Raw genomic sequence first — 24,716 nt, forward strand, 5'->3', positions numbered from 1 at the left:
TCCTGTGCAATGCCATTGTCGGTTAAGATAACTGCCCGGAAAAAAGTGAGAAAAGTGATGGCTTCAACGTTTGAACAGGAAATATTCCATCTGATGCGGAAAGTTTTTCAACAACATACCGCACGCTGGCAGCAGTATTTACCTGAGCTGACCAAACCGCAGTACGCGGTACTTCGGGCTATTGCAGAACACCCGGGTATTGAACAGGTACAACTAACCGACGCCGCGTTGAGCAGCAAAGCCACACTGGCAGAACTGCTGGCAAGGCTGGAAGCACGGGGATTATTGCAGCGAGAGCAGGATCCTGCTGATAAACGCCGGCGCTTTATCACTCTGACAGCTGAAGGCGAGGCATTGCTGGATGCGTCGTTGCCAGTCGGTCATGGGGTGGATAATCAATTCCTCAGCCGTCTGTCAGTGGCGGAACAGCACAATTTGCGCATGTTGCTGCTGAAAATAACCGAAGATTGACACGAAAAAAGGCCAGCATATGCTGGCCTTGAGATGATGTGATCGATTAGTGAGCAGGCATCTGCGAAGGTTGCTTCAGTAGCTTACGTTGGTCCGCCACTTCCTTCGCGGTCACCGCCGGCGCGGCATTACCCCAACTGTTGCGCAGGTAAGTCGCTACCGCCGCCACCTGTTCATCTGACAGTTTCCAGGCAAAAGCCGGCATGGCTCCGCTGGTCGGGTTACCTTCAGTCACTGCGCCTCTCCCCCCTTCCAACACCGTCGTGATGATGGACGACGGATCGTCTGCCAGTAGCCCCGGGTTCTCTGCCAGACTGGCTGCCAGATGAGGAATGCCCTTGCCATCGCTGTTATGACAAGCGCTACAGTTAGCCGAATAGACATTCGCGCCCATTTTCATCTGTGCACTCTCCGTCGCCAGTGGCTGTGGAGGCACGTTGTCTGCGGCCGGAACAGATTTCAGATACACCGCAATAGCCCGCAGATCCACCTCGCTCAGATGCTGAGTGGAGTTGGTCACCGCCTCGGCCATTGGGCCGGACGCGACCGCCACATGGTTACTGCCAAGCTTCAGGTAATCAACGATCTGCTGCTCATTCCAACGCCCAATCCCGGTATAGTTGTTCGGGGTAATATCCGGCGCATGCCATTCCGCCAGGTTGCTCCCCTGCAGATACGTATCTTTATCGCCACCCAGCATATTTTTCGCCGTATGGCAGGCGCTGCAGTGCTCCAGACCTTCCACCAGATAAGCGCCACGGTTCCACTCTGCTGATTTAGCCGAATCGGGTTGATAACCTTGATTCTTAAAGAACAGCAGATTCCAGCCCATCATCGCCAGACGGATATTATAAGGGAAGCCGAGGTCAGTCTCCGGCGCCTTATAATTCACCGGTTTAACCGAGCGCATGTACATCCACAGATCATGCATATCCTGGTCGCTGACTTTGACGTAGGCGTTATACGGCATCGCCGGATAGAGATACTGACCGCCTTTCCCTTTGCCGTGTCGTACCGCCCGGTAAAAATCACGCTCGGTCCAGTTACCGATCCCATATTCCGGATCCGGGGTTATGTTGCTGGCCACAATACCCCCGAAAGGCGTGCTGATAGTATAACCGCCAGCAAAAGCGTCTTTACTTCCCGGCGCGGTATGGCACGCCACACAGTCGCCGGCAATCGCGACATATTTGCCGCGCATCACGGCATCCGCATCGGCGGCTGTCGGCGGCTGACTGGTGAGGATATTGGTGCCAGCCACATCATCTGCACGGGTATCACCATTCTGCCACAGCAACCCCACCGCGACGGCAATGGCCACGATGGCCACCCCGCCCAAAATTGTTGTTTTTTTCATCTCACACCTTCACCAGCGGGCCAGGATTTTTCAGGTACTGTTCGATAATGGCTTTCGCCGTCCACAGACTCAGTGCGCCAATGGTTCCGGTCGGGTTGTAGCCCGCATTATTGGGAAACGAAGAGGCGCCAAGGACGAACAGGTTGTGTACATCCCAGCTCTGCTGATAGCGGTTAAGGACGCTGGTCTGTGGATCGGTACCCATCACCGCGCCACCAATGGTATGGTCGCTGGCAAAACTATAAGGAGAATAATGTCCAGCCGCCGAGTTGGTGCCAATGACGGTTTTGGCGCCCATCGCTTTGCCGATCTCCACACTTTTCTCTTCGATAAACTTCGCGGAACGGCGGTCGTTCTCGTTGTAATCGAAGGTCACACGCAGCAACGGATTGCCATTGTCGTCGACATATTCCGGGTCCAGATCGAGATAATAATCTTCGTGCGCATAACTGGTCCCCTGTCCGAAGATAAACGTCCCGTTCTGGAAGGCGTGAGTGTAGGCTTTTTTCCAGTCTTTGCCCCAGCGCGGGGTACCCGGTGGCAGCATATCGGCGTTACCAATCGGTCGGGCTCCACGCCCTACCACCAGAATACCGGCGCCGCCGATAAAGCCCAGACCGCTGTGGTCAAAGTTATCGCCGTTGAAATCATCCACCTGCTGAGAGAGCGCCCCGGCACCAATGAACTGGTTGAGATATTCATTCTCAAAGAACAGGTTAGCGCCCGAAACAGTCTGGAAGGTGTAAGCACGGCCCACCACCCCGGTTTTCGTCACCGGATCATATGGCTTACCGATCCTGGACAGCAGCAGCAGGCGGACGTTTTGCATCTGGAAGGCCGATAACACCACGATATCTGCCGGTTGTACCCACTCTTTTTTATTACGATCGACATAGGTTACGCCGGTCGCTGTTTTGCCATCAGCGGCTTTATTGACACGGACCACAGCTGACTCAGTGAGGACGGTAAAATTCTCACGCTGCATCAGCGCGGGGATCACACAGGCGTTCGGGCTGGATTTTGAGAAGTTGCCACAGCCGTAATACAGGCAGTAACCGCAATAGGTACAAGGCCCCATACGTACGCCAAGCGGGTTGACATAAGCGCGGGAAGCCTGACCCGCCGGTACCATAAATGGATGCTGACCAAGAGATTTTGCCGCGTCGCGGAACAAATCAGTCAGGCGTACCCCTTCCAGCGGCGGTAACGGATATTCACTGCTACGGTTACCTTCAAACGGGTTGCCGTCCGGAATGATTTTACCATTCAACTTGCCTGCCTTGCCGGAAACACCCGCGATCTTCTCAAACCGGTCATAGAACGGCTCCAGTTCGTCATAGGTGACGCCCCAATCTTGTAAGATCAGGCCGTTGGTAATCTGTTTTTTACCATAGCGTTGCAAGGTCTGAGTGTAAGGCTGGAAGTCAAATGGCGTAAAACGCCATGCCATTCCTGCCCAGTGAGTACCGGAACCGCCAACGTTATAACCCAACTCATTCAGGTTCCAGTCGCGGGTCGGTAACGCCTTTTGCGTACGGTTATTACGGAAAGTGGTGGTCTCTACTGCTGGCGGCAGCAACATACTGCGGCGGGTATCCCAACGCAGCTCATCCGTATCAATGGAAGGGGGAAAATCGGTCGCAGTTTCAAACCAGGGGCCACGTTCAATGGCCACCACATTTAAACCGGCTCGGGTCAGCTCTTCAGCAATAAGCGAGCCGCACCACCCCAGCCCAACGATGACGACATCAGCTTTTGGACGTACATTGTTCATAGTTAAAAACTCTTAATGAAGAAATATAACGACTCAGCTTCAGAGAGTGTTATCAATCAGGCTGGTTGGAATAATATTAAGCTTTTGCCCTTTCTTGCTGAGCAAATCACGGAAATCATAACGAGCACCGGGGAAACCAATCATTTTCCAACTGGTCATGTCTTTATTTCCGCCATAAATCGGATCGGATAAAAAACCTTCCCGCACGTTTTGCAGTAATAGCTCAAAAAAAACTTTGCTGTCGACGTCCTGACCTAAATCATACTGGCCTGCTTCCATTGCCTGCAGGATATGGTCTTGCTGTTCGCCCGGAAGATCGACAAAGTTTTTACCCGACTGTTTCTGAGTGGCTTTATCGAGCGCCGCCAGGCCCTGCCGGTATTGTTCTGCCGGAGTCTGTGCCAATTGGGGGCCCTGCTCAGGGGTACCTTTGACGAAACGCCCCAGGCGATAAACGGTAACGGCATGCCCATAATCGCCCGCCAATTGTCGGTCAATAAAGACGGCACAACCCGCTTCTTTCCCACTCAGGCTCTGCTCATCCGCAGGAATAAAGCGTTCGGCAATCGCGCCAACCGTGTCGAACTCATGCTGAGTTAAATATTGCAGACCGCCTTTTCTCGGCGGTGAAGGAGGAGTATTAACTTTTCCTGCCTGCCATGGCTGTCCACCATTAACCACTTCCGCCTGAGCGCCTGGCAATGAGGATGCAACGCCCAGTGCCACCACTGACGTGAGAAACTCTCTACGTTTCATATTTTCCTGCCGGTTGATTGATCACATTGCGTATCGGACTATTCTTATTTGATAACCACCTAACAATTTCTTGTTGTTATTATTACCAAATTCAATCTATTTGATTTACAGAATTAATAATAAATTAACAACATGGCGATCATAATTTCTCCATCTGCCTCAGGAAAGATTTGCGTTGATGGTTTTACATCATTACAGTCTGAGTGGTTTTTAATTGTGCAAAACAGACTTGCCAGATTTATTTTGCGCTCCATAATTACGCCGGCCCTAAAAGAGTCAGCTTAGCGCGGCCCCTTTGCCCTGGCGGCAGCTGTAATGTGGAGCAATAATGAAAAAGTTAACCCTGCAGATGCTGGCAAAAATGGCTGGCGTCGGCGTGGCAACCGTTGACAGGGTGTTGAACGAACGTGGCGGTGTTTCACCGGACACGGTACGTAAGGTATTACAAGTCGCCAGAGAAGCGGGACTGAAACGCCCACTGCCGGAAGCGTACCAACATCCGTGGCGCATCGAAGTTTTTCTCAGTAGTACTCCCTCTCATTTTTTCAAACGGCTGGCGAGTGAATTCAGCCGGATAGCCAGCCAACTGGGCTATCAGCGGCTGACCCTGTACCGTACGTTTGTCGCGGAATCGCAACCGGAGATCCTCGCACAGCGAATAATCGAAAGCGGCGAACAACGCGACGGACTGATTATCTTTGGGCACGATTATCCCATTATTCATCAGGCACTGGCGCATTGTTGGGCCCGGCGAGTGCCGGTTATCACTATCGCCACCGATATTCCGCAGGCGCAGCGATTGTGTCATGTCGGCATCAACCAGTATCAGGCGGGCAGAACAGCGGGACTGCTGATGAGTAAGACGCTAAAAAGAGCTGGCGATGTGATTCTGGTTAGCGGGAGAATAGATTACCGGGCGCATCGGCAACGGATTGAAGGTTTTCGCGAAGCAATGAGTCAGCGTTCACCGGAGATTAAAATACGCGAAGCGCTGGCGGGTCAGGATCAACGGGAAACCATTCGCCACCTGTTACAGAGTACCCTGACCTTCTCTCACGATGTCGCCGGTATCTATAATAGCGGGGTGGGAAATGGTGAAATCCAGGAAATTTTGCAGCAACATCAATTGTTAGGCAAATGTACCTGGATAACTCATGAACTGTATTCAGTCACCGAAAAAATGCTGCATCAGGACTGCGTGGCGTTCACGCTCGATCAGAATGCCGACCAGCACGTCCGGCTTTCAATTGAGCTGATGCTGCGCCATCTTGAATCAGGTTATCAGCCAGAACTGTACAGCGACGGTAAGGTGCCGCTGAAGATTATTACTGCGGAAAATCTGGACTGATCGCCGGGCTGGCAATTGCGTCAGCCCGCACTCAGGCGTCCCCGCGTTAGCGGGCCTCCAGGCCGCAGATACGGGCAGCGATAGAGCCGCCCACACGGATCGGCCTCCGGTAAAACATTAAGCCCGGAGTCTGTTATTCACGAAATTAGCGCCAACCCAACGCCGGGGCCACATGCCTGAGGATCGCTTCCAGAACGTGGCTACAATAATCAACCCCCAGCTGATTTGGAATGGTCAACAGGAGCGTGTCAGCCTCCGCCACCGCTTCATCCTGCGCCAGTTGGGCGACCAACTGTTCCGGCTCCGCAGCATAACTGCGCCCGAAGATCGCCCGTGTTTTTTCGTCAAGATAACCGACCTGATCACCGCCCTGCCCGCTGGCGCCAAAATAAGCCCGATCAGTATCATTCATCAGGGCAAAGATGCTGCGGCTGACAGAAACGCGCGGTTCGCGGTTGTGACCCGCCGCCTGCCAGGCATCACGGTAAGCACGGATTTGCTTCGCCTGCTGAATATGAAACGGCTCACCGGTTTCATCATCCTTCAGGGTGGAACTTTGCAGATTCATTCCCAGCTTCGCAGCCCAGATCGCGGTGGCGTTAGAGCCGGATCCCCACCAGATACGCTCACGTAACCCTGCGGAGAAAGGTTCCGGCCTTAATAATCCTGGCGGATTAGGAAACATAGGCTGTGGATGGGGTGTGGCAAAACCTTCCCCCCGCAGTACATCCAGCAGTGCTTCGGTATGACGGCGGCCCATCTCCGCATCATTTTCCTCTTCGGCTGGCTGATAACCAAAATAACGCCAGCCGTCCACCACCTGCTCAGGAGAGCCACGGCTGATCCCCAATTGCAGACGACCGCCACTGATTAAATCTGCTGCACCAGCCTCTTCCGCCATATACAACGGATTCTCATAGCGCATATCAATCACGCCAGTACCTATTTCAATCCGTTTAGTACGGGCTGCCACGGCGGCTAATAGCGGGAAAGGCGCACTGAGCTGACGGGCAAAATGGTGCACACGGAAATAAGCGCCATCGGCCCCCAGTTCTTCGGCAGCCACCGCCAGTTCAATGGACTGTAATAATGCATCTGCAGCTGAACGGGTAGCCGACTGCGGCGACGGCGTCCAGTGACCAAATGACAGAAACCCTATTTTTTTCATGGTGAATCGGCCTTTTTACTGTTGAATAATGACACTGACTCAGTATTGGCGAGCAAGGCAACGTGACGCAAGCTGTAAGCCGTTACCAATGATGTGGCTGCCATGTCAGACCCGATTCGTCAGGCTTACGGAAGCAATATTTTCCTGAAGTGCATTAATCAACGTCCGTAAACCACGATTGGCCGGCTTGTCGCGGCGCAACATGGCCAGTTCGCGAGTGAGCGGAGTTTCCAACAATGTGGTGCCGCCCGTCGCCGAGAAACGACGGGTACGTGCCACGAGGCAAAATGTCTGTAGTTGATCAAGATTAAGCGCGGCCATGAAAGTTTTTCTTATGTGTTGATAAGCCAGGCAATCTACCGTATCGCGCAGATTAGCGTTACGATGATAATCAGTACTAACATTCAATGAGAAAAAAATGGAAATCACCTCAGCCATTCCCGAACACCTCGTCGCAATACAACAGATTTACGCCTGGCATGTAAACAACGGCATTGCCTCATTTGAAACCGTCCCGCCAGACCATGAAGAGATGGCGGCACGCCTGACAAAAGTTATCGCCAGTGGCGGTATCTGGCTGGTAGCCCTGAGGGATACTCAGGTCGCAGGTTATTGTTACCTGGCGCCGTATCGTCCACGCTATGCCTACCGTTATACTCTGGAAGATTCAGTGTATGTCCACCCTGATTTCTCCGGTCAGGGCATTGGTAAGGCACTGTTACAGCACGCTATTCGTCTGGCGGAGATGCGGGGCTTTCGTCAGTTGATCGCGGTTATTGGCAATAGCGAAAACCATGCGTCCCTGGGGCTGCATCGTTCACTGGGATTTGAACTCACTGGCGTGATGAAGTCGGTTGGCTTTAAGCATGGTCGCTGGGTTGATACCGTCATCATGCAGCGAGCGCTTGGGGCGGGGTCGACAACATTTCCAGAGCCACTACGCTGAAAATTAGCCCATTAAGTGACAATGTCACGAAAAAAAACAACATCACTGGCGGACTGAAAACGCCAACAGTGGCAATATATCATCGGCTTTTTAAGTCGACTCATCAGATATCGACCATGATACGGTCAGCAGGGATGGCCTGACTGATACGGGGCTTTTCTGGTTCACGGTTATTTGAACGACCTGAGTCCCCTATTAGCCCGGAAAAAATTATCAGGAGTGTCATTCTATGAGCAAACTAGCGGTTTACCACACTGAACCCGCACCATTTATAGTCTGTAATCAGGAGCAGACCGCCGCATTACTGGGTTTTGAGGCAATGCTTGAGGCGATTGCCAGTACGGTACTGGAATGTGAAAAAGGCGATATTAACAGCCCTGAGCGCATGGTCGTGCCATTAGGTGATGGCGGAGTATTATTAAGCATGCCAGCCACCGCGAAAGACATTGCTATTCATAAGCTGGTCAACGTACAGCCTGGAAATAAAAAAAACCAGTTACCCACTATTCACGGCACCGTAACCGTTTGTGATGCGCAAACCGGCCAAATTATCTGCCTTCTCGATGGTCCGGAAGTTACCGGGCGGCGTACTGCGGCAGTGAGCATGCTGGGTATCCGTACGTTTTTACCCACCGAACCGTCTCGCATCCTGCTCATCGGTACGGGTGTGCAGGCCCGTTATCATTTACAGGCGATAAATGCGTTATTCCCTGCTGCTGATGTCCTGGTACGCGGCTCGTCTTTGAGTGCAGCTCAACAATTCTGCCAGCAAAATGCTGACAGACACTCTCGCCTGACGGCATGTGGCGAAACGCTGCCTACTGATTTGGATGTCGTGTTGACACTGACCACCAGCACCAAAGCCGTTTATGACCTTCCCGCCATACAGGAGCGGCTGATTATTGGCGTGGGCGCCTTTAAACCGGAAATGTGCGAGATCGGCAAAAACACCCTGGACGGTAGCGCGCTTTACGTTGACGACCCCGATGGCGCCAGGCATGAAGCCGGTGATTTTATTCAGGCAGGCGTTGACTGGTCAGCCGTCAACTCTCTTGCCCATGCGCTGCGCTCGACTGCTGCTTTGTCGCGTCCTGTGGTGTTTAAAACCGTGGGAACCGCCGCGTGGGATCTCGCTGCGGCCCGTGTGGCGCTCCAGTCGCTAACCCGCTAAAAGCGAAAACGTCCAACAAACCCTCGTTTGCCGGACGTTACTGAAATGACCACCAAAACTTAACTTTGCCTGACCTCCACAAACTACCGCCTTAACTGGCGGGGATTCTGCACGTCTGCAATATGTCGCAGTACAAAAAACGGCCTTAACGTACAATAATTTTCGATATCCAGACCATTTACCCATCCCGACCACGCAAAAAGGCCTCTGAGCCGCTTTTAGCGCGGTATGGCTTTGCAGGGGGAAGGGATGGATAGGCGATCCCTTTCGATCCCTCATTTGTATCGGCGGCTAACCCTCTGTGCTATCTGTCATTTCATCCTGCCGCCTTACATGCGCTGACGCGCATAAATCCCCGTTCCTCAGTGGAACGAAAATTCACGCTAAAAGGGTAGTGACTGGGTAGCCGCGATAACTGCCAACAAAATTAGCTTACAGGTTAATTTCACCTTGCCTGAAATTAGCCTGTAGGTTAATATTAATAGAAATGGGAGATCACATGTTTAGCGTTGTTTATCACCCGGAAGCCAGGGAAGAAGCCACAGCATTACCCGTAAAAATCAGGGTGAAGTTTGACCGTCTCATCGGCAAACTGGAGTATGACGCCCGATTACTGCGGGAACCGGACACAAAACCCCTGGGCGATGGACTTTTTGAGATCCGCACGATGGGGACGGACATAGCCAGGGGCATCTGGGTATACCACAAAGGCAATACCATCATCATGCTCCGGGTTTTCATCAAGAAGTCACAGAAAACGCCAGCGAAAGAAATCGATCTCGCCAAAAAGCGGTTAGCGGAGGTACTTAATGAAACTGGTAAGCCATAAAGAACTGCATAACGAGTGGATGCAGGACGATGAATATCGCGCTGCATGGCAGGAAGAAGAACGCAAGGAGAAGCTCAGAGAGCTACTTGCGGAATGGCGTAAGCATGACAACCTGACAAAAGCGCAGGTTGCTGAACGCATGGGGGTTACACCTCCGGTTATTTCCCGCCTGGAAAACAACATCACCAAAGCCAGCATCGACACACTGACCCGCTACGCTCACGCCTGCGGCATCAAGAAACCTGTCATTGCCCTGTACTAAATGACCAGCCCTCCGGGGCTGGCCATTTTGATTTGCAAGAGAAGCTCAATCTGAGCGTCTTGTTTGTCGCCCATGATTTGCGTCTTGTCCGACATATTTCGCACCGCGTGGCAGTGATGTATCTGGGAGAAGTGGTTGAAGTCACCACCACCGAAACCCTGTATCTGAGCCCCTGCCATCCTTACACTCAGGCATTGCTACGCGCCGCGCCAGTCATCGACCCGACTCAACGAGGTAAAAAGGTCAGTCTGAGCGGCGAGCTCCCCAGCCCACTTCCCCCCCTTCCGGCTGTCGTTTCCATACCCGCTGCCCTTATGCCACCGACCGCTGTCGTGCTGAACGACCTGTGTTGACCGAAAAAACACCCGGCCATAAGGTAGCCTGCCATCTGGTATAAAAGCCGGGGAGCACTATCTGTTACTGCCTGTTTTGTCATTATCGTGGTCTGGTCACTGTTGGTCATATCACCGTGGCACATTTTCGGAACGCCCCTTCAGGCATCCGCAAAACCGTGCAAACGGTGCCGTCGTGTTCCTGACATCATCGCGCAGCATCCGCCGGGTATGCCGTCATCCAGCCCAAACTCTCCAGGGTAGTACTCAGCGGACGGTATTCACAACCAATCCACCCGGCATAATCCAGTCGTTGTAGCTGATTAAACACGAAATCCCAGTTCAATTCGCCACTGCCCGGCTCGCTGCGGGTGGGCGGATCGGCTATCTGCACATGCGCCGTCAGCGGCAATAATGCGGCAATATTCCGGCTGAGATCACCGTGCATCATCTGGCAATGGTAGATATCCAGCATCAGCCGCACTGATGGACTGTTAATCTGCCGAACAATGTCAGCGGCAAGATAATAATCGCTGAGGAAAAAATGGGGAATGTCGTGACGATTGATAGCTTCCAGCAGCAAAACCACGCCCTGCTTCCCGGCTTGTTCCCTTGCCCAGTTGATGTTGTCTGTAAATTGCATCAACGCCGCCGCAACCGTGGTGTTATCAGGTTGCAGGCCCGCCTGTAAATGGACAAACGGGCAGGACAGCGCGGCAGCATATTCCAGTGCCTGTAGCATTCCGTTCTGAAATTCAGCCACATAGTCAGGATGGCAGGCAGCACCGGAACGCAACGGCGAATCTGGCGGTCCGACCGGGGTATTAATCAGGATCTGCTGCAAGCCATTCTCACGCAAATGCTTCTGCAGGACACCCACTGGCCAGCCATAAGGCTGGGCATATTCGACGGCACGAAAACCGGCCTTCGCCGCCGCCGCAAAACGCTGCTCAAAGGGTAGCTCGGTAAATAGCCATTTCAGATTCGCGCAAAAACGCAGTCCGGCCATCGCTTATTCCTCAGCCACGCAATGCACTCACCGCCCGGGCAAAAAAGTCTTTGCCACCAAAATTACCGGATTTCAGCGCGAGGGCAATAGGCTGCTCCCCTTGAGAAACCATCGCCGGAACACCGGTATCGATCTCCTCGCCGATAGTCAACGCTCCCAGATTCAGGGCGCTGACTACCGCACCGGAGGTTTCTCCGCCGCCAACCACAATGCGACGGACTCCTTTCTCCACCAGTTTTTGCGCGGTCATACCGAATAAGTTATCCAGTGCGGCGGCCACTTTTTCACGGCCGTGCTGCTGCTGAACCGCCTGTACCGTTTGCGGATCGCCGGAAGAGTACACCAACGGTGCCTGCCCCTGATGTTCAGTGATAAAATCCACCAACTGCTGTGGTCCGGTTGTACCGCTCAGCACATCACTCACCTCGATCATCAGCACCGGATGCGCTTTCTGATGCTCGGCAATTTGCTGACGGGTCGCCCCGGAACAACTGCCTACGAGGATCGCTTCCGGCCCGTCGATATGCGGGACACTGGCTTTCTGCCCTTTCGCCAGCCCCTGAGCGATAAAATTATGGGGTAGTGCCAGCGCGATACCCGATCCCCCGGTCACCAGTACCGCATCTTTACAGGCACGGCCTATCGCGGTCAGGTCATGTTCGCTGATCGCATCGACAATCAGTAACGTCCGGCCTTGCTGTGCTTCACGCTGGAAAGCGGATTGTAGAGCCTGACTTCCCTGTACCACCGTGTTCCAGCCGATATGCGCCACGCGGCGATGACTTTGGCGTTGCAAGACACGACGCAGATCGGCGTCTTTCATCGGCGTCAACGGATGATGTTCCATCCCTGATTCATTGAGCAGTTTGTCATGCACAAACAAATGCCCCTGATATACCGTTCTCCCCATCGCCGGAAACGCCGGGCAGACCACCACGCTTTGCGCGCCCAGATGTTCCGCCAGCGCATCAGCGACCGGGCCAATATTACCGTTATCGGTGGAATCAAAGGTGGAGCAGTATTTGAATACAATCTGTCGACAGCCCTGCTCTTGTAGCCAGCGGCAAGCCGCCAGCGATTGCGCCACCGCGTCTTCTGCCGGGATTGAACGGCTTTTCAGCGCAATGACTCCCGCTTCCACATCAGCCGCGGCAGGTCGTACCGGCAGACCGAGATACTGGGTCGTTTTCAAACCACCTTCCCCTTTCAACCCTTTTGACAGGGTGATGGCAATATCGCTGGCCCCGGTAAAATCATCGGCAATAACCCCAATCAACATAACTTACTCCTTCCGGCCAGCCAGCACGCTGGCCTGTATACGTTTTACTGCGGCATGGGGCGCGGTCAGCACCGGAATATCAACCTGTTGCCGCACACTCGCCGCCGCACGAGAGGTGGAGAAATGTGCCAACATGATCACATCGCAATGGGCCAGTTCCTTCGCCCGTGCAGCAACCAGCCGGTTGTGACTTTCCGCATCACCTTTTTTCAGCAACCCAATCGCGTCATCAACCAGAATGGTGGTCAACCTGGCAGACGAATGGTTCTGCGCGACATATTCGTTAAATTCGTCGGTCATGGTTTCCACCGCCGGACCAAATGTCGCCAACATACCGATATTTTTACCCTGTGCTACCGCCTCGTGAAACATCGCTTCATTAGGCTTCAGTACTGGCACCGGCACTTCTTTTGCCAGTCGGTCGATCGCCGGACCAAAAGCGGAACAGGTTATCAGAATGCCCTGCGCCTGCATGTCATAAGCATAATGACCAAACCGCACAAACCGGTCGATCATCGCAGACGATAGCTCTGGCTCTCTGGCACGATCGACAGACAGACCATCGTCCAGCAGATTGATGGTTTCGGCCTCAGGCCAGACTTCCTCAAACGCGGTATGGATCGGTGCCATCGCGACGGGTGTGGCATGCAGTAATACGATTCTTGCGGTCATTTTAGACTCCAGGGAGAAAATTCTGGTGTAAGGAGGTTCAGCACGGCTAATTTTCTTCGCGCATTATCCCTCCGTTGCGACCCCTTAAATGTAAGGGCTTACAAATGTTTCTGTAAAGTGAGCGGGATCACATAAAAACGTGTTGGTGATGTTACGGTGTTATTGAAATGTTAGTGATGATTAGCCAAAATTGAAAGCGCTTACAAAACAAAACGCATTATTCGTCATGCTCAGTCATGGCGTTATGCCTCACCGCTAAACCCTGATGGACAGTGAGAACGCATATGACATCACCCGCAAACTCTTCTTCACTACAGAATGTCGTGAACAGTACTGCTAAAGCGAGCAATAGTGCCGCGATAAAAAAACTGCCCCGGCATTTTCGCGATCTGTTAGCGCTGGAGGATTTTGAACGCCACGCACGCCGTCGCCTGCCCAACATGATTTATCAGTATGTGGCCGGAGGTGTTGAAACCGGGCGCGGAATTGCTGGAAACTTTGAAGCTTATCAGCAATATTCTTTTATTCCGCGCATGTTCCGTGACGTCTCAGGACGTGATCAGCGCATCACCTTGTTTGGTCATACTTATCAGCACCCTTTTGGCGTTGCGCCGCTGGGGGGGGCCTCTTTTGTCGCCTATCAGGCAGATATTGCGCTGGCGAAAGCGGCCCGGGAGATGAATGTACCGATGATCCTCAGCGCTTCTTCGCTGGTGAAACTGGAAGATGTTCATACCGCTAACCCGGATGCCTGGTTCCAGGCCTATCTGGCGGGCGATCAGCCGCGCATTGATCGGCTGGTCGATCGCGTGGCGGCCGCGGGTTATCAGACGCTGGTGGTGACGGGAGATACTCCCATGCTCGGCAATCGCGAGCACAACATACGCAGTGGATTCAGTATGCCCATCAAGATAACGCCAAAAGTCGCCTTCCAGTGTGCGATGAGTCCTCGCTGGCTACTGGGCACCGTCGCGCAGACCTTCCTGCGCCACGGTGCCCCCCACTTCGAGAACACCGATGCCGAGCGCGGCCCGCCCATGATGTCCAGCAAGGTACGCAACACTCATGCTCGCGACAAGCTGAGCTGGAAGCACGTGGAAGCTATTCGCAAAAAATGGCAAGGTAATCTGGTGATCAAAGGGCTGATGTCGCCAGAAGACGCTTTTATTGCGCGGGATTTAGGGGCGGACGCGGTGATTCTTTCCAACCATGGCGGACGCCAGTTGGATCACACCATCCCGCCACTGCATACATTACCTGAAATCGCGGCCAAAAAAGGCGCGATGAAAGTGATAATCGATAGTGGGATCCGCCGCGGAACCGACGTGATGAAAGCAATGGCGCTGGGGGCGGATTTCGTGTTTCTTGGCCGCCCTTTCTTGTATGGTGCAGTGATTGGCGGCCAGGCGGGCGTGGAACATGCCATGCATATTCTGCGCGACGAAATCGATCGCGATCTGGCGTTGATCGGCGTCAGAACACCAACCGAACTGGACCGCAGCTATCTGCGTAAACGGACTGATTATTGAGGAAAAGTTTTCATGACAACCGCTAAAGCGATCCGGGTATTTAGCGCACTGGCAATCCGTGCGCCCTTTGTTGAGCTGGAAAACGCCTGGCTGGAGCAACACCCAGACCAGCCGCTGGTCATTGACTGGAACCCGACAACAGTGATTGAGAAGAAGATTGCCGCAGGCGAGCAGGCCGACGCGGTGATCCTTACGGTACCGGTGATGGACAGGCTGATTGCCGAAGGGCTCATTGTGCCGTCCAGCCGGGTTGAACTGGTGGATTCAAAAGTGGGACTGGCGATACTCCCTGAGGGTAAAGCACCGGATATCAGTAATGTTGAGGCGTTAAAAACCGCCTTGCTGGAGGCAAAGTCTGTCGCCTATTCTCTGGGGGGCGCGAGCGGGATTTATTTCCAGACGCTGCTGAAAAAACTGGGCATTGAACAAGAAGTCAACGCCCGGGCAACCACGATCCCGGAAGGTTTCACCGCGACACAACTGATTGCAGGCAAAGCGGATATCGCGGTACAGCAGATCAGCGAGTTGCTGATGGTACAAGGGATAAAAGTGCTGGGGCCATTACCGGAAGAAGTACAGAAAGTGACGTCATTTTCAGGCGGAATTTTCAGCCATGCCGTCAATCCTCAAGGGGCAGCCGCCCTGCTCGCGACCCTGCGTTCCCCGACCGCGCGTAAAGCGTTTGAAGCGTTTGGGCTGGAATGCAGAAACTGAGCCTGAATGGCTTACGCTGTGCGTCCGTAAGGTGATAAAACCCGGTCGCACAGCCAGTCTTTCATTCTGCTGCTGCCATGATAATTAATGCGCTGCGGGTAGCATTCAGACCAGCCAGGTTAGAGAAAACGCTACCGTGAGGGTCGCGGTGCCGATCCCGTGCTGCCACGAACAATAAGCTCTGGCTTCAGCAGTGTTTGCCGCTGTATTGCCTCGCCGTTTAACGCCGCCAACAGGTATTCTGCCGCACGGGCGCCGATTTTATCCAACTCCACTCTCATGGTGGTCAGCGGATGCTCCAGGTGCTCCGCGTACTCATAGTCGTTAAATCCGGTTATCGAAATATCATTAGGAATACGCAGATAGCGTTCTGATGCCGCTCTCATCGCCCCAAAAGCCAGCAAATCGTTGCCGCAAATCACCGCTGTCGGCGGATTTGGCCCATCCAGTAGCTGGAACATCGCCTGACGGGCGTCGTTCATGGTAAACGCACGGCTAAACAGATTGGCATCGTCAAGGGTCAACCCCACTGCCGACAGCGCCTGCCGGGTTCCGGTAATACGATCCGACACGCGATCATTCGATGGCGGCGTCCCGACAATCACGCCAAAGACCTTATGGCCCAGCGCCAGCAAATGCGCGGCTAACTCACCCGCAGCCTGTTCGTTATCGTAACCCACGCTGGGGTAATGTCTGTCGACTGTAAAGGTCTGAATGCACGGCAACGCCTGCTGATTAATGCGTTGCCACAAACGGGGATGATGAGAATTCCCGACCAGCATCAGCGCATCAATACCATACTCCACCAGCTTGTTCACTTCCTTCAGCTCGGTATCCGGATCGAAATTCGAATTGGCCAGCAACAGCGTATAGCCAGACTGATGGATCTTTTGCTGAAAGGTCGCCAGGGGTCGGGAAAAGGTCTCCGTAGCCAGCGTTGGCACCACCGCGCCAATGGTCATGCTGCGGCGAGACGCCAGGGTCCGGGCGGCCCGGTTAATCACATAGCCCAGTTCTTCACACGCCTTTTCCACCGCTTCCCTTCTCGATTGCCGCACGGTCGTACTGCCGTTAAGCACCCGGGAAACAGTGGCAGTAGAAACGCCTGAGCGCAGGGCCACGTCTTCGAGGGAAACTCTGGCAGGAGATGAAGGCTTATCGGTCATCGTCAGACTCCAGGTTAAATTAGTGACGCCGTCCACAAATTTAGCAAACAGTCAACGCTTCTTTTTGAAAGCGCTTACTTTTCGCTTGACTGATTTTTGTAATTGCTTACTTTTAACATCATATTATCAATAAGCCAAATTCCACTACCAATCGATAACAATATGGTGGGCATTTTGTTCATAAGCCCCCCAAAAAATACCAGGATAATAAAGGAATTCACCATGCGTAAATACCCACGAATCCGTTGGCTAATGATTGCGTTTTGCTTCTGCGCTATCGCCATCAACTACATAGATCGTATCAATCTGGCCATCGCTGCCCCCCATATTAAACATGATCTCGGGCTGGATGACACCAGCATGGGACTGATCCTTGGCGCCTTTTTCTGGACCTATGCCCTGATGCAGATCCCTGTCGGGCGCATGATTGACCGCGTGGGCGCCCGTGTCGGGCTGGCTATCGCCGTCGGTTGGTGGTCGCTGTTTACCGTCTTTACCGCCTTTGGCCGTGGTTTTACCTCGATCTTCGCCGCGCGTCTGATGCTGGGTCTGGGCGAGTCAGGCGGCTATCCCGGCTGCGCGAAAGTCGTTTATTCCTGGTTCGCCAAAAAAGAACGCGCCACCGCCAGCGGTATTTTCGATGCCGGTCCACGCGCCGGGAGTGCTATCGCCCTGCCGTTAGTTGCCTGGCTGATCAGTACCTGGAACTGGGAAACCTCCTTTATTTTAACTGGCGGACTCGGCCTGGCCTGGGTCGTCATCTGGTTGCTGTTCTACCGTGAACCGGAAGCAATGAAAGGACTGAACGAGCAGGAACGCCAGAACCTGCTGGAGGATCGTAGCGTTCCTGCCATCGATAAAAATGAGAAAGTCAATATCGGCGGCCTGTTCCGCTACAGAACCGTCTGGGGGATGATGATTGGCTTTTTCTGCATGAACTTCGCCACCTACTTCTTCGTCACCTGGTTCCCGACCTACCTGACCCAGGCGCACGGTTTCTCGCTGAAAGAACTGGGCACCCTTGGCGCCATCCCGGCATTGATGGGGATCCCCGGCAGTCTGCTTGGCGGCGTGGTCTCGGACTGGATGTTCCGCAAAGGCTTTTCGCTGACCACTGCCCGTAAAACCTGTCTGATTGCCGGTATGTTGCTGTCCTCGGTGATTGCTTTTGCCGCCTTCACCAACAGCATCGCGGTGATCCTGACCCTGTTCTCACTGACCTATGCCGGTCTGGCATTTACCGCCGCGAATATCTGGACCTTACCCGCAGATGTAGCCCCCAGTTCCAGCTATGTCGGTACCCTTGGCGGCATTCAGAACTTCGCCGGTAACCTGGCGGGGATTGTTACCGCATCCTTTACCGGGATGATGCTCACGTTCAGCCATGGCTCCTTTGTGGTGCCGTTGTTAGTGGCGGGCGGAATCTGCCTGTTTGGCGCGATTAATTTCATGTTCATCATGGGCAAAGTCGAGCCGTTGGAGATAAAAAAAACCAATCCGCTTAGTGGAACACTGACTGCCAACCACAAGGCTTAACCCTTTATTGCCGGAGAAAACCTGTATGCAAAGTGAAAATCAGCTTCGTGAGGAGATTTGTCTGACCGGCAAAAGCCTGTTCGATCGCGGCTACACCGTCGGCACAGCCGGAAATATCAGTGCCCGCCTTGAAGATGGCTGGCTGATAACGCCAACTGATGCCTGCCTGGGACGTCTTGATCCGGCCAGGATCGCCAAAGTCGCCAGCAACGGCGAGTGGGTTTCTGGCGATAAGCCGTCGAAAACTCTGCAACTGCACCGCCAGGTGTATGACCGTAACCCGACGGTTCATGGCGTGGTCCATACTCACTCAACTAATCTGGTCAGCCTGACGCTGGCGGGTGTCTGGCAGCAGAGCAGCATTTTGCCGCCGATTACCCCTTATCAGGTGATGAAAGTGGGCCGTATTCCACTGATAAATTATTATCGTCCCGGTGCGCCACAGGTTGCCGAGCAGGTGGCGCATCTGGCCTGTGAAGTCCGTGGTGTGATGTTGGAACGCCTGGGGCCCGTTATCTGGGGACCTTCCGTATCCACCGCCTGCTTTGCCCTCGAAGAGCTGGAAGAAACCGCCAAATTGTGGCTACAGGCACAGATCAAACCTCAACCATTGAGTGATAAAAACGTTGCCGAGTTGTGCGATATTTTCGCCATTCGTTGGTAATCCCCGTCCTCCCCCTACAAATTTGATAAGGATATAATAATGAAATATCGTCTTTATGCTGGTGCCCTTGTCGCAATAATGGCCATAGCCGGCAGTGTTCAGGCGCAGAGTCTGGTCTACGTTTCCAACGCTGACAGCGGCACGGTAACCGGTTATCAACTGGATAAAAGCCAAAAGACGCTGATCCCCATCGGAACGTTCCCTGCCGGGGATAAAGTAATGTCGTCAGTGGTGTCACCGGATAAAAAAATGCTGTATGTCTCTGTGCGCAGCAAACCTTACCATGTGGTGGCGTATCGCATTCAGCCTGATGGCAAACTGGAAAAAACAGGTCAGTCGCCGTTACCGGGAAGCATGGCTTACCTCTCCACCGATAAACAGGGACACTTTTTACTGAGTGCGTCTTATGGCAACGATCTGTTCAGTATTAACCGCATCGACAGCGATGGGCAGGTCGAAGCCAAACCGGTGCAGGTGGTACATACAGGTAAACGTGCGCACGCGATTCAGGTTGATCCCAGCAATCATTATTTATTTGTGACATTACTGGGCGCGGATCAACTGTTGCAATTCCATTTTGATCCAACTACGGGCAAAGTCACACCAAACACCCCGTCGTTTATTAATATTCAAAGCGAAGCCGCCACCGGTCCGCGCCATTTTGTTTTTGCGCCGAAAGTCGATGGACAGGGTAAACGCAATATGTATATCCTGACCGAAATGGCGGGCAACATTACCCGCCTGACGTTGAATAAAAACGGGACCGCCACCCCCGTTGAAAATGTGAATTCCGTATCGCCGAAAGAAGATATGCAACGTGGCGAGGCCCGTCCGTTAACCGGTGACGATGACCTGCCACCATCAGCGAAACCGCGGATCTGGCAGGCTGATATTCATATTACGCCGGATGGGCGTTACCTGTACTCCACGGAACGAACCAGCAGTACGTTGTCCTCTTTTTCAGTTGACCCCAATGACGGGCATTTGACTTACCTCTCCAGTATTAAAACCGAACAGCAGCCACGCGGTTTCGCTATTGATAACAGCGGGCGCTTCCTGATCGAATCAGGGCAAAAATCAACTCAGCTTTCCCTCTATTCCATTGATGGATCTACGGGCGCCTTAACACTTCTGGGCCGTTATCCAACAGGGAAAGGAGGCAACTGGGTTTCACTGGTTGAAAAGTAAGGTCAGAAGAGGCCCGGTAGTGGTTTCCCGGGCTGTTTATATGTCAAACGGGAGTTTTATGAATCGCAATCAGCATCCCCTTCTTTCCGTCCTGTACGCTATGGGCCTCGTCGCCCTTTCAACGTCCCCTTCGGTGCTGGCCGCTGAGCCAGTTGTCGCCACCAACCTGGAACCATTGCATCACGTTATTCTGGAAAACCAGTATGTTACCGTGATGAGGGTGATGATCCGGCCAGGGCAGTCGACGTTGTTTCATGAGCAACACCTTGATTACGTCAACACCCATATCGACGGTAGCCTGACACGCACCGCTTTCCCGAATAAACCGGCCAAAGACGGCGAGATGAAAAGTGGCAACGTCAAATTTGGCGCACACCAGGGGGAATCAGAAACCGACAAAGTGACCAATACCGGCACCACGCTAAATCATCAGGTGGCTTTCGAGATTAAGCAACGCGGGCCACAACACTTCGGTGGTGCCTCCCGTCCCGATCTTCCTGTTTTTCAGCAAGTGTTGGATCAGAAAACGGTCAAAGGCTGGAAAGTCACGCTGCAACCCGGCGAGAGCACCACGCTGTATACCCAGCATGGGCCTGGCGTGAGAGTGTTCTTTACCGAAGGCCGTCTGCTGGAAGCGATTCCCGGCAAGCCCAATCGGAATAAAGAAATCTGGCTGCACCGCGGTGATGCGGTACTCACCTACCCAGGAAAAGTTGAGTTAACCAACGGCGGTGAAACCCCACTGATTTTTAACGATTACGAATTGCTGTAAGTTTTTTTTGCCCGTTCTGCCGCGACCTTTTACCGGGTGGCGGCGTGCGGGTATTTGTCGTTTGTCACGTATAAAAAGACCTTCTTTACCCTTACAACAATAAAATTTTTTGACTATTTACAGGAGCATGTCAGGTGATTCGACTTTATCTGCCTTTAGCGCTAAGTCTGATCCTGTTTTCTGCCGGGCCATCTGCCCTTGCCCAACCGCCGGAAAACCAGGATTTGTTCACTAAAGGGAAATATCTTGCAACGGCCGCAGACTGCGGCGCCTGTCATACGTCGCCGCACTCAGGGGCGCCAATGGCAGGGGGCTACGCTATCCAGTCGCCCATGGGGAGTATTTACGCCAGTAACATCACCCCTTCGCGTCGTGACGGCATTGGTGATTACAGTGAAGAGGACTTTGCCCGAGCTGTACGTCAGGGCATCAACAAGCAGGGCCAGCACCTTTATCCGGCGATGCCCTACACCTCCTACGCGAAAATCAGCGATGACGATATTCACGCCCTGTATGCTTATTTTATGCATGGTGTGCAACCCGTGGATATTGCCGCGCCGCAGACCCATCTTCCCTTTCCTTTCAACATTCGCGCCAGCATGGGTATCTGGAATCTGCTGTTTGCCAGCGACCAGCGCTTTACCCCATCGGCGGATAAATCACCGCAGGTCAACCGTGGCGACTATCTGGTCAACGCGTTGGCTCACTGCGATACCTGCCACACGCCCCGCAATGCGCTGATGGGTGAACAGAGCGACAAAGCCCTGTCCGGCGGCAGTCTGGGAAGCTGGTATGCACCGAATATCACCCCTGACCCACACGCCGGTATTGGCGACTGGAGCGATGCCGAGATAGCGCAGTACCTGAAAACCGGCCATGTCCGTGGTAAAGCCCAGGCCGCAGGACCGATGGCCGAAGCGGTCGAACACAGTCTGCAGTATCTTTCTGATGAGGATATTCAGGCCATCGTGGCTTATCTGCGGCAGATACCGGCGGTGAACAATGGTTCGGCGATCCCCCGTGACCGTTATGGCAAACCTTCGGATACTGAACAGTCGTTACGTGGCCAGACCGCGCAGGTCGATCCCGGCTGGAAGGTCTTCAGCGGCAGTTGCGCTAACTGTCACCAGCCGGATGGTCAGGGCAATAGTCATTATCCTTCCCTCTTTCACAACAGCGCCACCGGTGCCGATCGCCCGGATAATCTGGTTTCAACCATTTTATATGGCGTACAAAGAAAAGTGGGCGATGAGGCGATAGCGATGCCTGCCTTCGGCCCAGATGCTGACTTCACCACCCGTCTCTCGGACCAGCAGATTGCCGATGTCAGTAACTATGTGCTGAAAAACTATGGCAATCCTCAGGTTTCCGTCACCGCCGCGCAGGTCAAAACGTTGCGCGAAGGCGGCGACACCCCCTTGCTGGCCAGACTCACTCAGCCCGTCGTCCTGGTCGCAGTCGTCGTCATTGTGTTGATCATTGTCGCCCTGGTGATATTCAGCCGAAAAAGGAGGCCCCATGTCACAACAAAATAGTGCCCCGCGCGCGCTCAGCCGCCGTCGGTTACTGAAAGGCATGGCGATACTGTCCATCAGTGCCGCCTGCGCCTCGTTGTTCCCCGCACAGTTTGCTGCTGCTCAGCAGGCTACAGACAGCGTTTTTTCACGGGTCTCCGCCTTCCTGGTCAACCGTCCGGTGAGCCCAATTCTCAGCCAGCGTTATCTGGCGGCATTAAATAAACATTATCCCGACTTTCCGACCCGCCTGAGTGCGCTGACGCAGTATCTGGACGCTCACGCTTTCACGCATGTTGATGATTTTCTGCAGGCGGTGGATGCGCAGGATCCACTGCGTCACACCGCGACACTGATTATCGGCAGCTGGTATACCGGCGTGGTCGGTGAAGGGGCGGATATCGAGCTGATTACCTATGCCGACGCGATGATGTACCTCCCCACCCAGGGCATTCTGATTATCCCAACCTACGGCAGCGGCCCGGACTCCTGGGGCAGTAAACCCATTGAATCACTTACCGACAAAGGACAGCCAGCATGAACAAAAAAGTCGATGCCGAGGTCATTATTATTGGTTCCGGCGTGATGGGCGGACTGGTTGCCACCCAACTGGCGAAAGCAGGTAAATCGGTGATTATTCTGGAAGCCGGACCGCGTATTAAGCGCCAGGATATTGTTGAACGCTTCCGTGATTCACCCTTTAAAATGTCGCTGACCAACATGAAGTTACAGGGCGTGGGTTCACCTTATCCGGATCTCCCGCACGTACCTTCCACCTACGGCGAATATCTGCTGCAAACCGGCCCGGTAAAGTATCCGGCCAAATATCTGCGCGTGGTCGGCGGCACCACCTGGCACTTTGGTTCTGCGCTGTGGCGGATGATCCCCAATGATTTCAAGTTGCAAAGTCTGTATGGCCGTGGACGTGACTGGCCGTTCGGCTATCAGGAACTGGAGCCGTGGTACGGTAAAGCCGAACAGGAACTTGGCGTCTCCGGCATGGATGGCCAGGATGAGAGCGGACATGGGGGCGACGCCTGGCCTCCCCGCTCCACGCCATTCCCGATGAAAGGGCTGGAGCCCAGTTATATGTTCAAACGTCTGGCGGAACTGCTCGGCAAAGGCGGTTATAACCCGGTACTGGAACCGAATGGCCGGGCCACCCGCCCTTACGGTAAACGCCCGGTCTGCGCGGGCAATAATAACTGTAATCCGGTTTGCCCGATTGGCGCCAAATATGATGGTTCGGTGCATATCGATGAAGCGGAGCGCCACGGTGCGACGCTACTGGATAATTCGGTAGTCTATAAAATCGAGGCGGATGATCAGGGCAAAATTACCGGTATCTGGTATCGCAAACCGGACGGTTCGAATCATCACCTGACGGCAAATTATTTTGTGCTGGCCGCCTACGGCATTGAATCGCCTAAACTGCTGCTGATGTCCACCTCTGAACGCTATCCTAACGGCATCGCCAACAGCTCTGATCAAGTGGGCCGTAATCTGATGGGGCATACCGGCATCAGTATGAACGTGATGATGAAGGAGGATGTCTGGCCGGGCCAGGGTCCGACGGAACTGCTGGTGTATCTCAACAATCGCGATGGTGAATTCCGCAAAGATTTTCCCAGTTACAAAATCAAAGTGCGTAATACCGTGCCTACCGCTGACTATGCGGCAAGTCTGATCAAGAAAGGCGTGCTGGGCTCGAAACTGGATCAAGCGCTGAAGCAGATGTCGGCCCGGTCACTGAATTTCGCGATTGATTTTGAGACGCTGCCGCTGCCGGAAAACCGCATTGTGCCGAGTAAACATAAGCAGGATGCGATCGGCATTCCGGTACCGGAAATCTACTACAGCGTCACGGATTACTGGAATGCGGGCAAAGAACAGGGCCTGAAAGACTTTGACAATTTTGCCCGGTTACTGAATACCGATATATCAAAAATCGATACCGGCTATCAGGATCGCCAGCACATCATGGGCACCACGATTATGGGCGATGATCCGAAAAACGCCGTGGTGGATAGCAACTGTCAAAGCCATGACCACCCTAACCTGTTTATCGCCGGTACCAGCGTGATGCCTTCAGCATCCTGTATGAACCCGACGTTAACCGGGGCCGCGCTCAGTCTGCGACTGGCGGATCATATGCTGAAAACCATGAGTTGACCAACGACGCAAACGCAGGAAATGAAGCCTCTTGTACCAGGGACGGTACGCGTTGGCGGTTATGGAGAATATTTTTTGCGCGGGTTA

24 protein-coding genes and 1 pseudogene are annotated in these 24,716 nt (G+C 53.6%); 16 read left to right on the forward strand and 9 right to left on the reverse strand.

The window, feature by feature from the left end; translation table 11 throughout:
• The first annotated feature begins 57 nt into the window (after positions 1-57).
• Positions 58-471, forward strand: a complete 414-nt coding sequence (locus EH228_RS01325; protein WP_152319902.1) for a MarR family winged helix-turn-helix transcriptional regulator — start codon at positions 58-60, stop codon at positions 469-471.
• A gap of 46 nt (positions 472-517) precedes the next feature.
• Here the strand turns inward: EH228_RS01325 and EH228_RS01330 are convergent, their stop codons facing one another.
• From EH228_RS01330 to EH228_RS01340, 3 genes are read right to left on the reverse strand one after another with little or no spacing between them, the layout of a single operon-like run.
• Complete coding sequence (locus EH228_RS01330) at positions 518-1,828, reverse strand: c-type cytochrome (RefSeq protein WP_152319903.1); 1,311 nt, start codon at positions 1,826-1,828, stop codon at positions 518-520.
• Position 1,829: 1 nt separating this feature from the next.
• Positions 1,830-3,602 (reverse strand): GMC family oxidoreductase, encoded by a 1,773-nt coding sequence (locus tag EH228_RS01335; RefSeq protein ID WP_152319904.1) that lies wholly within the window; start codon positions 3,600-3,602, stop codon positions 1,830-1,832.
• A 39-nt stretch (positions 3,603-3,641) separates the two neighbouring features.
• Complete coding sequence (locus tag EH228_RS01340; RefSeq protein ID WP_152319905.1) at positions 3,642-4,358, reverse strand: gluconate 2-dehydrogenase subunit 3 family protein; 717 nt, start codon at positions 4,356-4,358, stop codon at positions 3,642-3,644.
• Positions 4,359-4,686: 328 nt separating this feature from the next.
• Here EH228_RS01340 and EH228_RS01345 point away from each other — a divergent pair, with 328 nt between their 5' ends.
• Complete coding sequence (locus EH228_RS01345) at positions 4,687-5,706, forward strand: LacI family DNA-binding transcriptional regulator (protein WP_152319906.1); 1,020 nt, start codon at positions 4,687-4,689, stop codon at positions 5,704-5,706.
• Between the two features lie 145 nt (positions 5,707-5,851).
• Here EH228_RS01345 and EH228_RS01350 read toward each other — a convergent pair whose 3' ends face one another.
• Together EH228_RS01350 and EH228_RS01355 are read right to left on the reverse strand one after the other, a co-directional pair.
• Positions 5,852-6,874 (reverse strand): LLM class flavin-dependent oxidoreductase, encoded by a 1,023-nt coding sequence (locus EH228_RS01350; RefSeq protein WP_152319907.1) that lies wholly within the window; start codon positions 6,872-6,874, stop codon positions 5,852-5,854.
• A 105-nt stretch (positions 6,875-6,979) separates the two neighbouring features.
• Positions 6,980-7,312 carry a hypothetical protein gene (locus EH228_RS01355; protein ID WP_152319908.1) on the reverse strand — a complete coding sequence of 111 codons (333 nt, stop codon included), beginning with the start codon at positions 7,310-7,312 and terminating at the stop codon, positions 6,980-6,982.
• Here EH228_RS01355 and EH228_RS01360 point away from each other — a divergent pair.
• The 5 genes and pseudogenes from EH228_RS01360 (at position 7,293) to EH228_RS01380 (ending at position 10,479) form a co-directional block, all read left to right on the forward strand.
• A complete protein-coding gene (locus tag EH228_RS01360; protein ID WP_152319909.1) occupies positions 7,293-7,820 on the forward strand; it encodes a GNAT family N-acetyltransferase in 528 nt (175 codons plus the stop codon). The genes EH228_RS01355 and EH228_RS01360 overlap by 20 nt on opposite strands.
• Before the next feature lie 229 nt (positions 7,821-8,049).
• Positions 8,050-8,991: a bifunctional Delta(1)-pyrroline-2-carboxylate/Delta(1)-piperideine-2-carboxylate reductase gene (gene lhpI, locus EH228_RS01365; RefSeq protein WP_152319910.1), complete on the forward strand. Its 942-nt coding sequence runs from the start codon at positions 8,050-8,052 to the stop codon at positions 8,989-8,991.
• Between the two features lie 499 nt (positions 8,992-9,490).
• Positions 9,491-9,820: a type II toxin-antitoxin system RelE/ParE family toxin gene (locus EH228_RS01370; protein ID WP_000493286.1), complete on the forward strand. Its 330-nt coding sequence runs from the start codon at positions 9,491-9,493 to the stop codon at positions 9,818-9,820.
• On the forward strand, positions 9,801-10,082 hold the full coding sequence (locus tag EH228_RS01375; protein ID WP_000780222.1) for a helix-turn-helix domain-containing protein: 282 nt from the start codon (positions 9,801-9,803) through the stop codon (positions 10,080-10,082). The genes EH228_RS01370 and EH228_RS01375 overlap by 20 nt, the downstream gene beginning before the upstream one ends.
• Positions 10,083-10,198: 116 nt before the next feature.
• Positions 10,199-10,479: pseudogene (locus EH228_RS01380) on the forward strand (oligopeptide/dipeptide ABC transporter ATP-binding protein).
• A 143-nt stretch (positions 10,480-10,622) separates the two neighbouring features.
• Here EH228_RS01380 and EH228_RS01385 read toward each other — a convergent pair.
• The 3 genes from EH228_RS01385 to EH228_RS01395 are packed head-to-tail and all read right to left on the reverse strand — an operon-like array spanning position 10,623 to position 13,374.
• Positions 10,623-11,423, reverse strand: coding sequence for a hydroxypyruvate isomerase family protein (locus EH228_RS01385; RefSeq protein WP_152319911.1), 801 nt, complete (start codon positions 11,421-11,423; stop codon positions 10,623-10,625).
• 10 nt (positions 11,424-11,433) lie between these two features.
• Positions 11,434-12,702, reverse strand: a complete 1,269-nt coding sequence (gene otnK / locus EH228_RS01390) for a 3-oxo-tetronate kinase (RefSeq protein ID WP_152319912.1) — start codon at positions 12,700-12,702, stop codon at positions 11,434-11,436.
• 3 nt (positions 12,703-12,705) lie between these two features.
• On the reverse strand, positions 12,706-13,374 hold the full coding sequence (locus tag EH228_RS01395) for an aspartate/glutamate racemase family protein (protein ID WP_152319913.1): 669 nt from the start codon (positions 13,372-13,374) through the stop codon (positions 12,706-12,708).
• 284 nt (positions 13,375-13,658) lie between these two features.
• On the opposite strand from EH228_RS01395, the gene EH228_RS01400 reads away from it, so the two are divergent.
• Positions 13,659-14,903: an alpha-hydroxy acid oxidase gene (locus tag EH228_RS01400; RefSeq protein WP_152319914.1), complete on the forward strand. Its 1,245-nt coding sequence runs from the start codon at positions 13,659-13,661 to the stop codon at positions 14,901-14,903.
• Positions 14,904-14,915: 12 nt separating this feature from the next.
• Positions 14,916-15,617: a molybdate ABC transporter substrate-binding protein gene (locus EH228_RS01405; protein ID WP_152319915.1), complete on the forward strand. Its 702-nt coding sequence runs from the start codon at positions 14,916-14,918 to the stop codon at positions 15,615-15,617.
• Between the two features lie 131 nt (positions 15,618-15,748).
• Here EH228_RS01405 and EH228_RS01410 read toward each other — a convergent pair whose 3' ends face one another.
• Positions 15,749-16,783, reverse strand: a complete 1,035-nt coding sequence (locus EH228_RS01410) for a LacI family DNA-binding transcriptional regulator (protein WP_152319916.1) — start codon at positions 16,781-16,783, stop codon at positions 15,749-15,751.
• 222 nt (positions 16,784-17,005) lie between these two features.
• Here EH228_RS01410 and EH228_RS01415 point away from each other — a divergent pair, with 222 nt between their 5' ends.
• The 7 genes from EH228_RS01415 to EH228_RS01445 all read left to right on the forward strand — a co-directional run bounded on the left by EH228_RS01415 (position 17,006) and on the right by EH228_RS01445 (position 24,629).
• A complete protein-coding gene (locus EH228_RS01415; RefSeq protein ID WP_152319917.1) occupies positions 17,006-18,319 on the forward strand; it encodes an MFS transporter in 1,314 nt (437 codons plus the stop codon).
• Positions 18,320-18,344: 25 nt separating this feature from the next.
• Complete coding sequence (gene otnC / locus EH228_RS01420; RefSeq protein WP_152319918.1) at positions 18,345-18,983, forward strand: 3-oxo-tetronate 4-phosphate decarboxylase; 639 nt, start codon at positions 18,345-18,347, stop codon at positions 18,981-18,983.
• Positions 18,984-19,022: 39 nt separating this feature from the next.
• The gene (locus tag EH228_RS01425) at positions 19,023-20,171 is read left to right on the forward strand and encodes a beta-propeller fold lactonase family protein (protein WP_152319919.1); all 1,149 of its coding nucleotides are present in this window, start codon (positions 19,023-19,025) and stop codon (positions 20,169-20,171) included.
• Between the two features lie 58 nt (positions 20,172-20,229).
• A complete protein-coding gene (locus EH228_RS01430) occupies positions 20,230-20,943 on the forward strand; it encodes a hypothetical protein (RefSeq protein ID WP_204902644.1) in 714 nt (237 codons plus the stop codon).
• Positions 20,944-21,077: 134 nt separating this feature from the next.
• A complete protein-coding gene (locus EH228_RS01435) occupies positions 21,078-22,478 on the forward strand; it encodes a c-type cytochrome (RefSeq protein ID WP_152319920.1) in 1,401 nt (466 codons plus the stop codon).
• Positions 22,462-22,998, forward strand: coding sequence for a sugar dehydrogenase complex small subunit (locus EH228_RS01440; protein ID WP_152319921.1), 537 nt, complete (start codon positions 22,462-22,464; stop codon positions 22,996-22,998). The genes EH228_RS01435 and EH228_RS01440 overlap by 17 nt, the downstream gene beginning before the upstream one ends.
• Positions 22,995-24,629 carry a GMC family oxidoreductase gene (locus EH228_RS01445; RefSeq protein ID WP_152319922.1) on the forward strand — a complete coding sequence of 545 codons (1,635 nt, stop codon included), beginning with the start codon at positions 22,995-22,997 and terminating at the stop codon, positions 24,627-24,629. The genes EH228_RS01440 and EH228_RS01445 overlap by 4 nt, the downstream gene beginning before the upstream one ends.
• Positions 24,630-24,716: the final 87 nt, after the last annotated feature.

The sequence above is a fragment of the Erwinia endophytica genome (assembly GCF_009295515.1).
Classification (GTDB): domain Bacteria; phylum Pseudomonadota; class Gammaproteobacteria; order Enterobacterales; family Enterobacteriaceae; genus Erwinia; species Erwinia endophytica.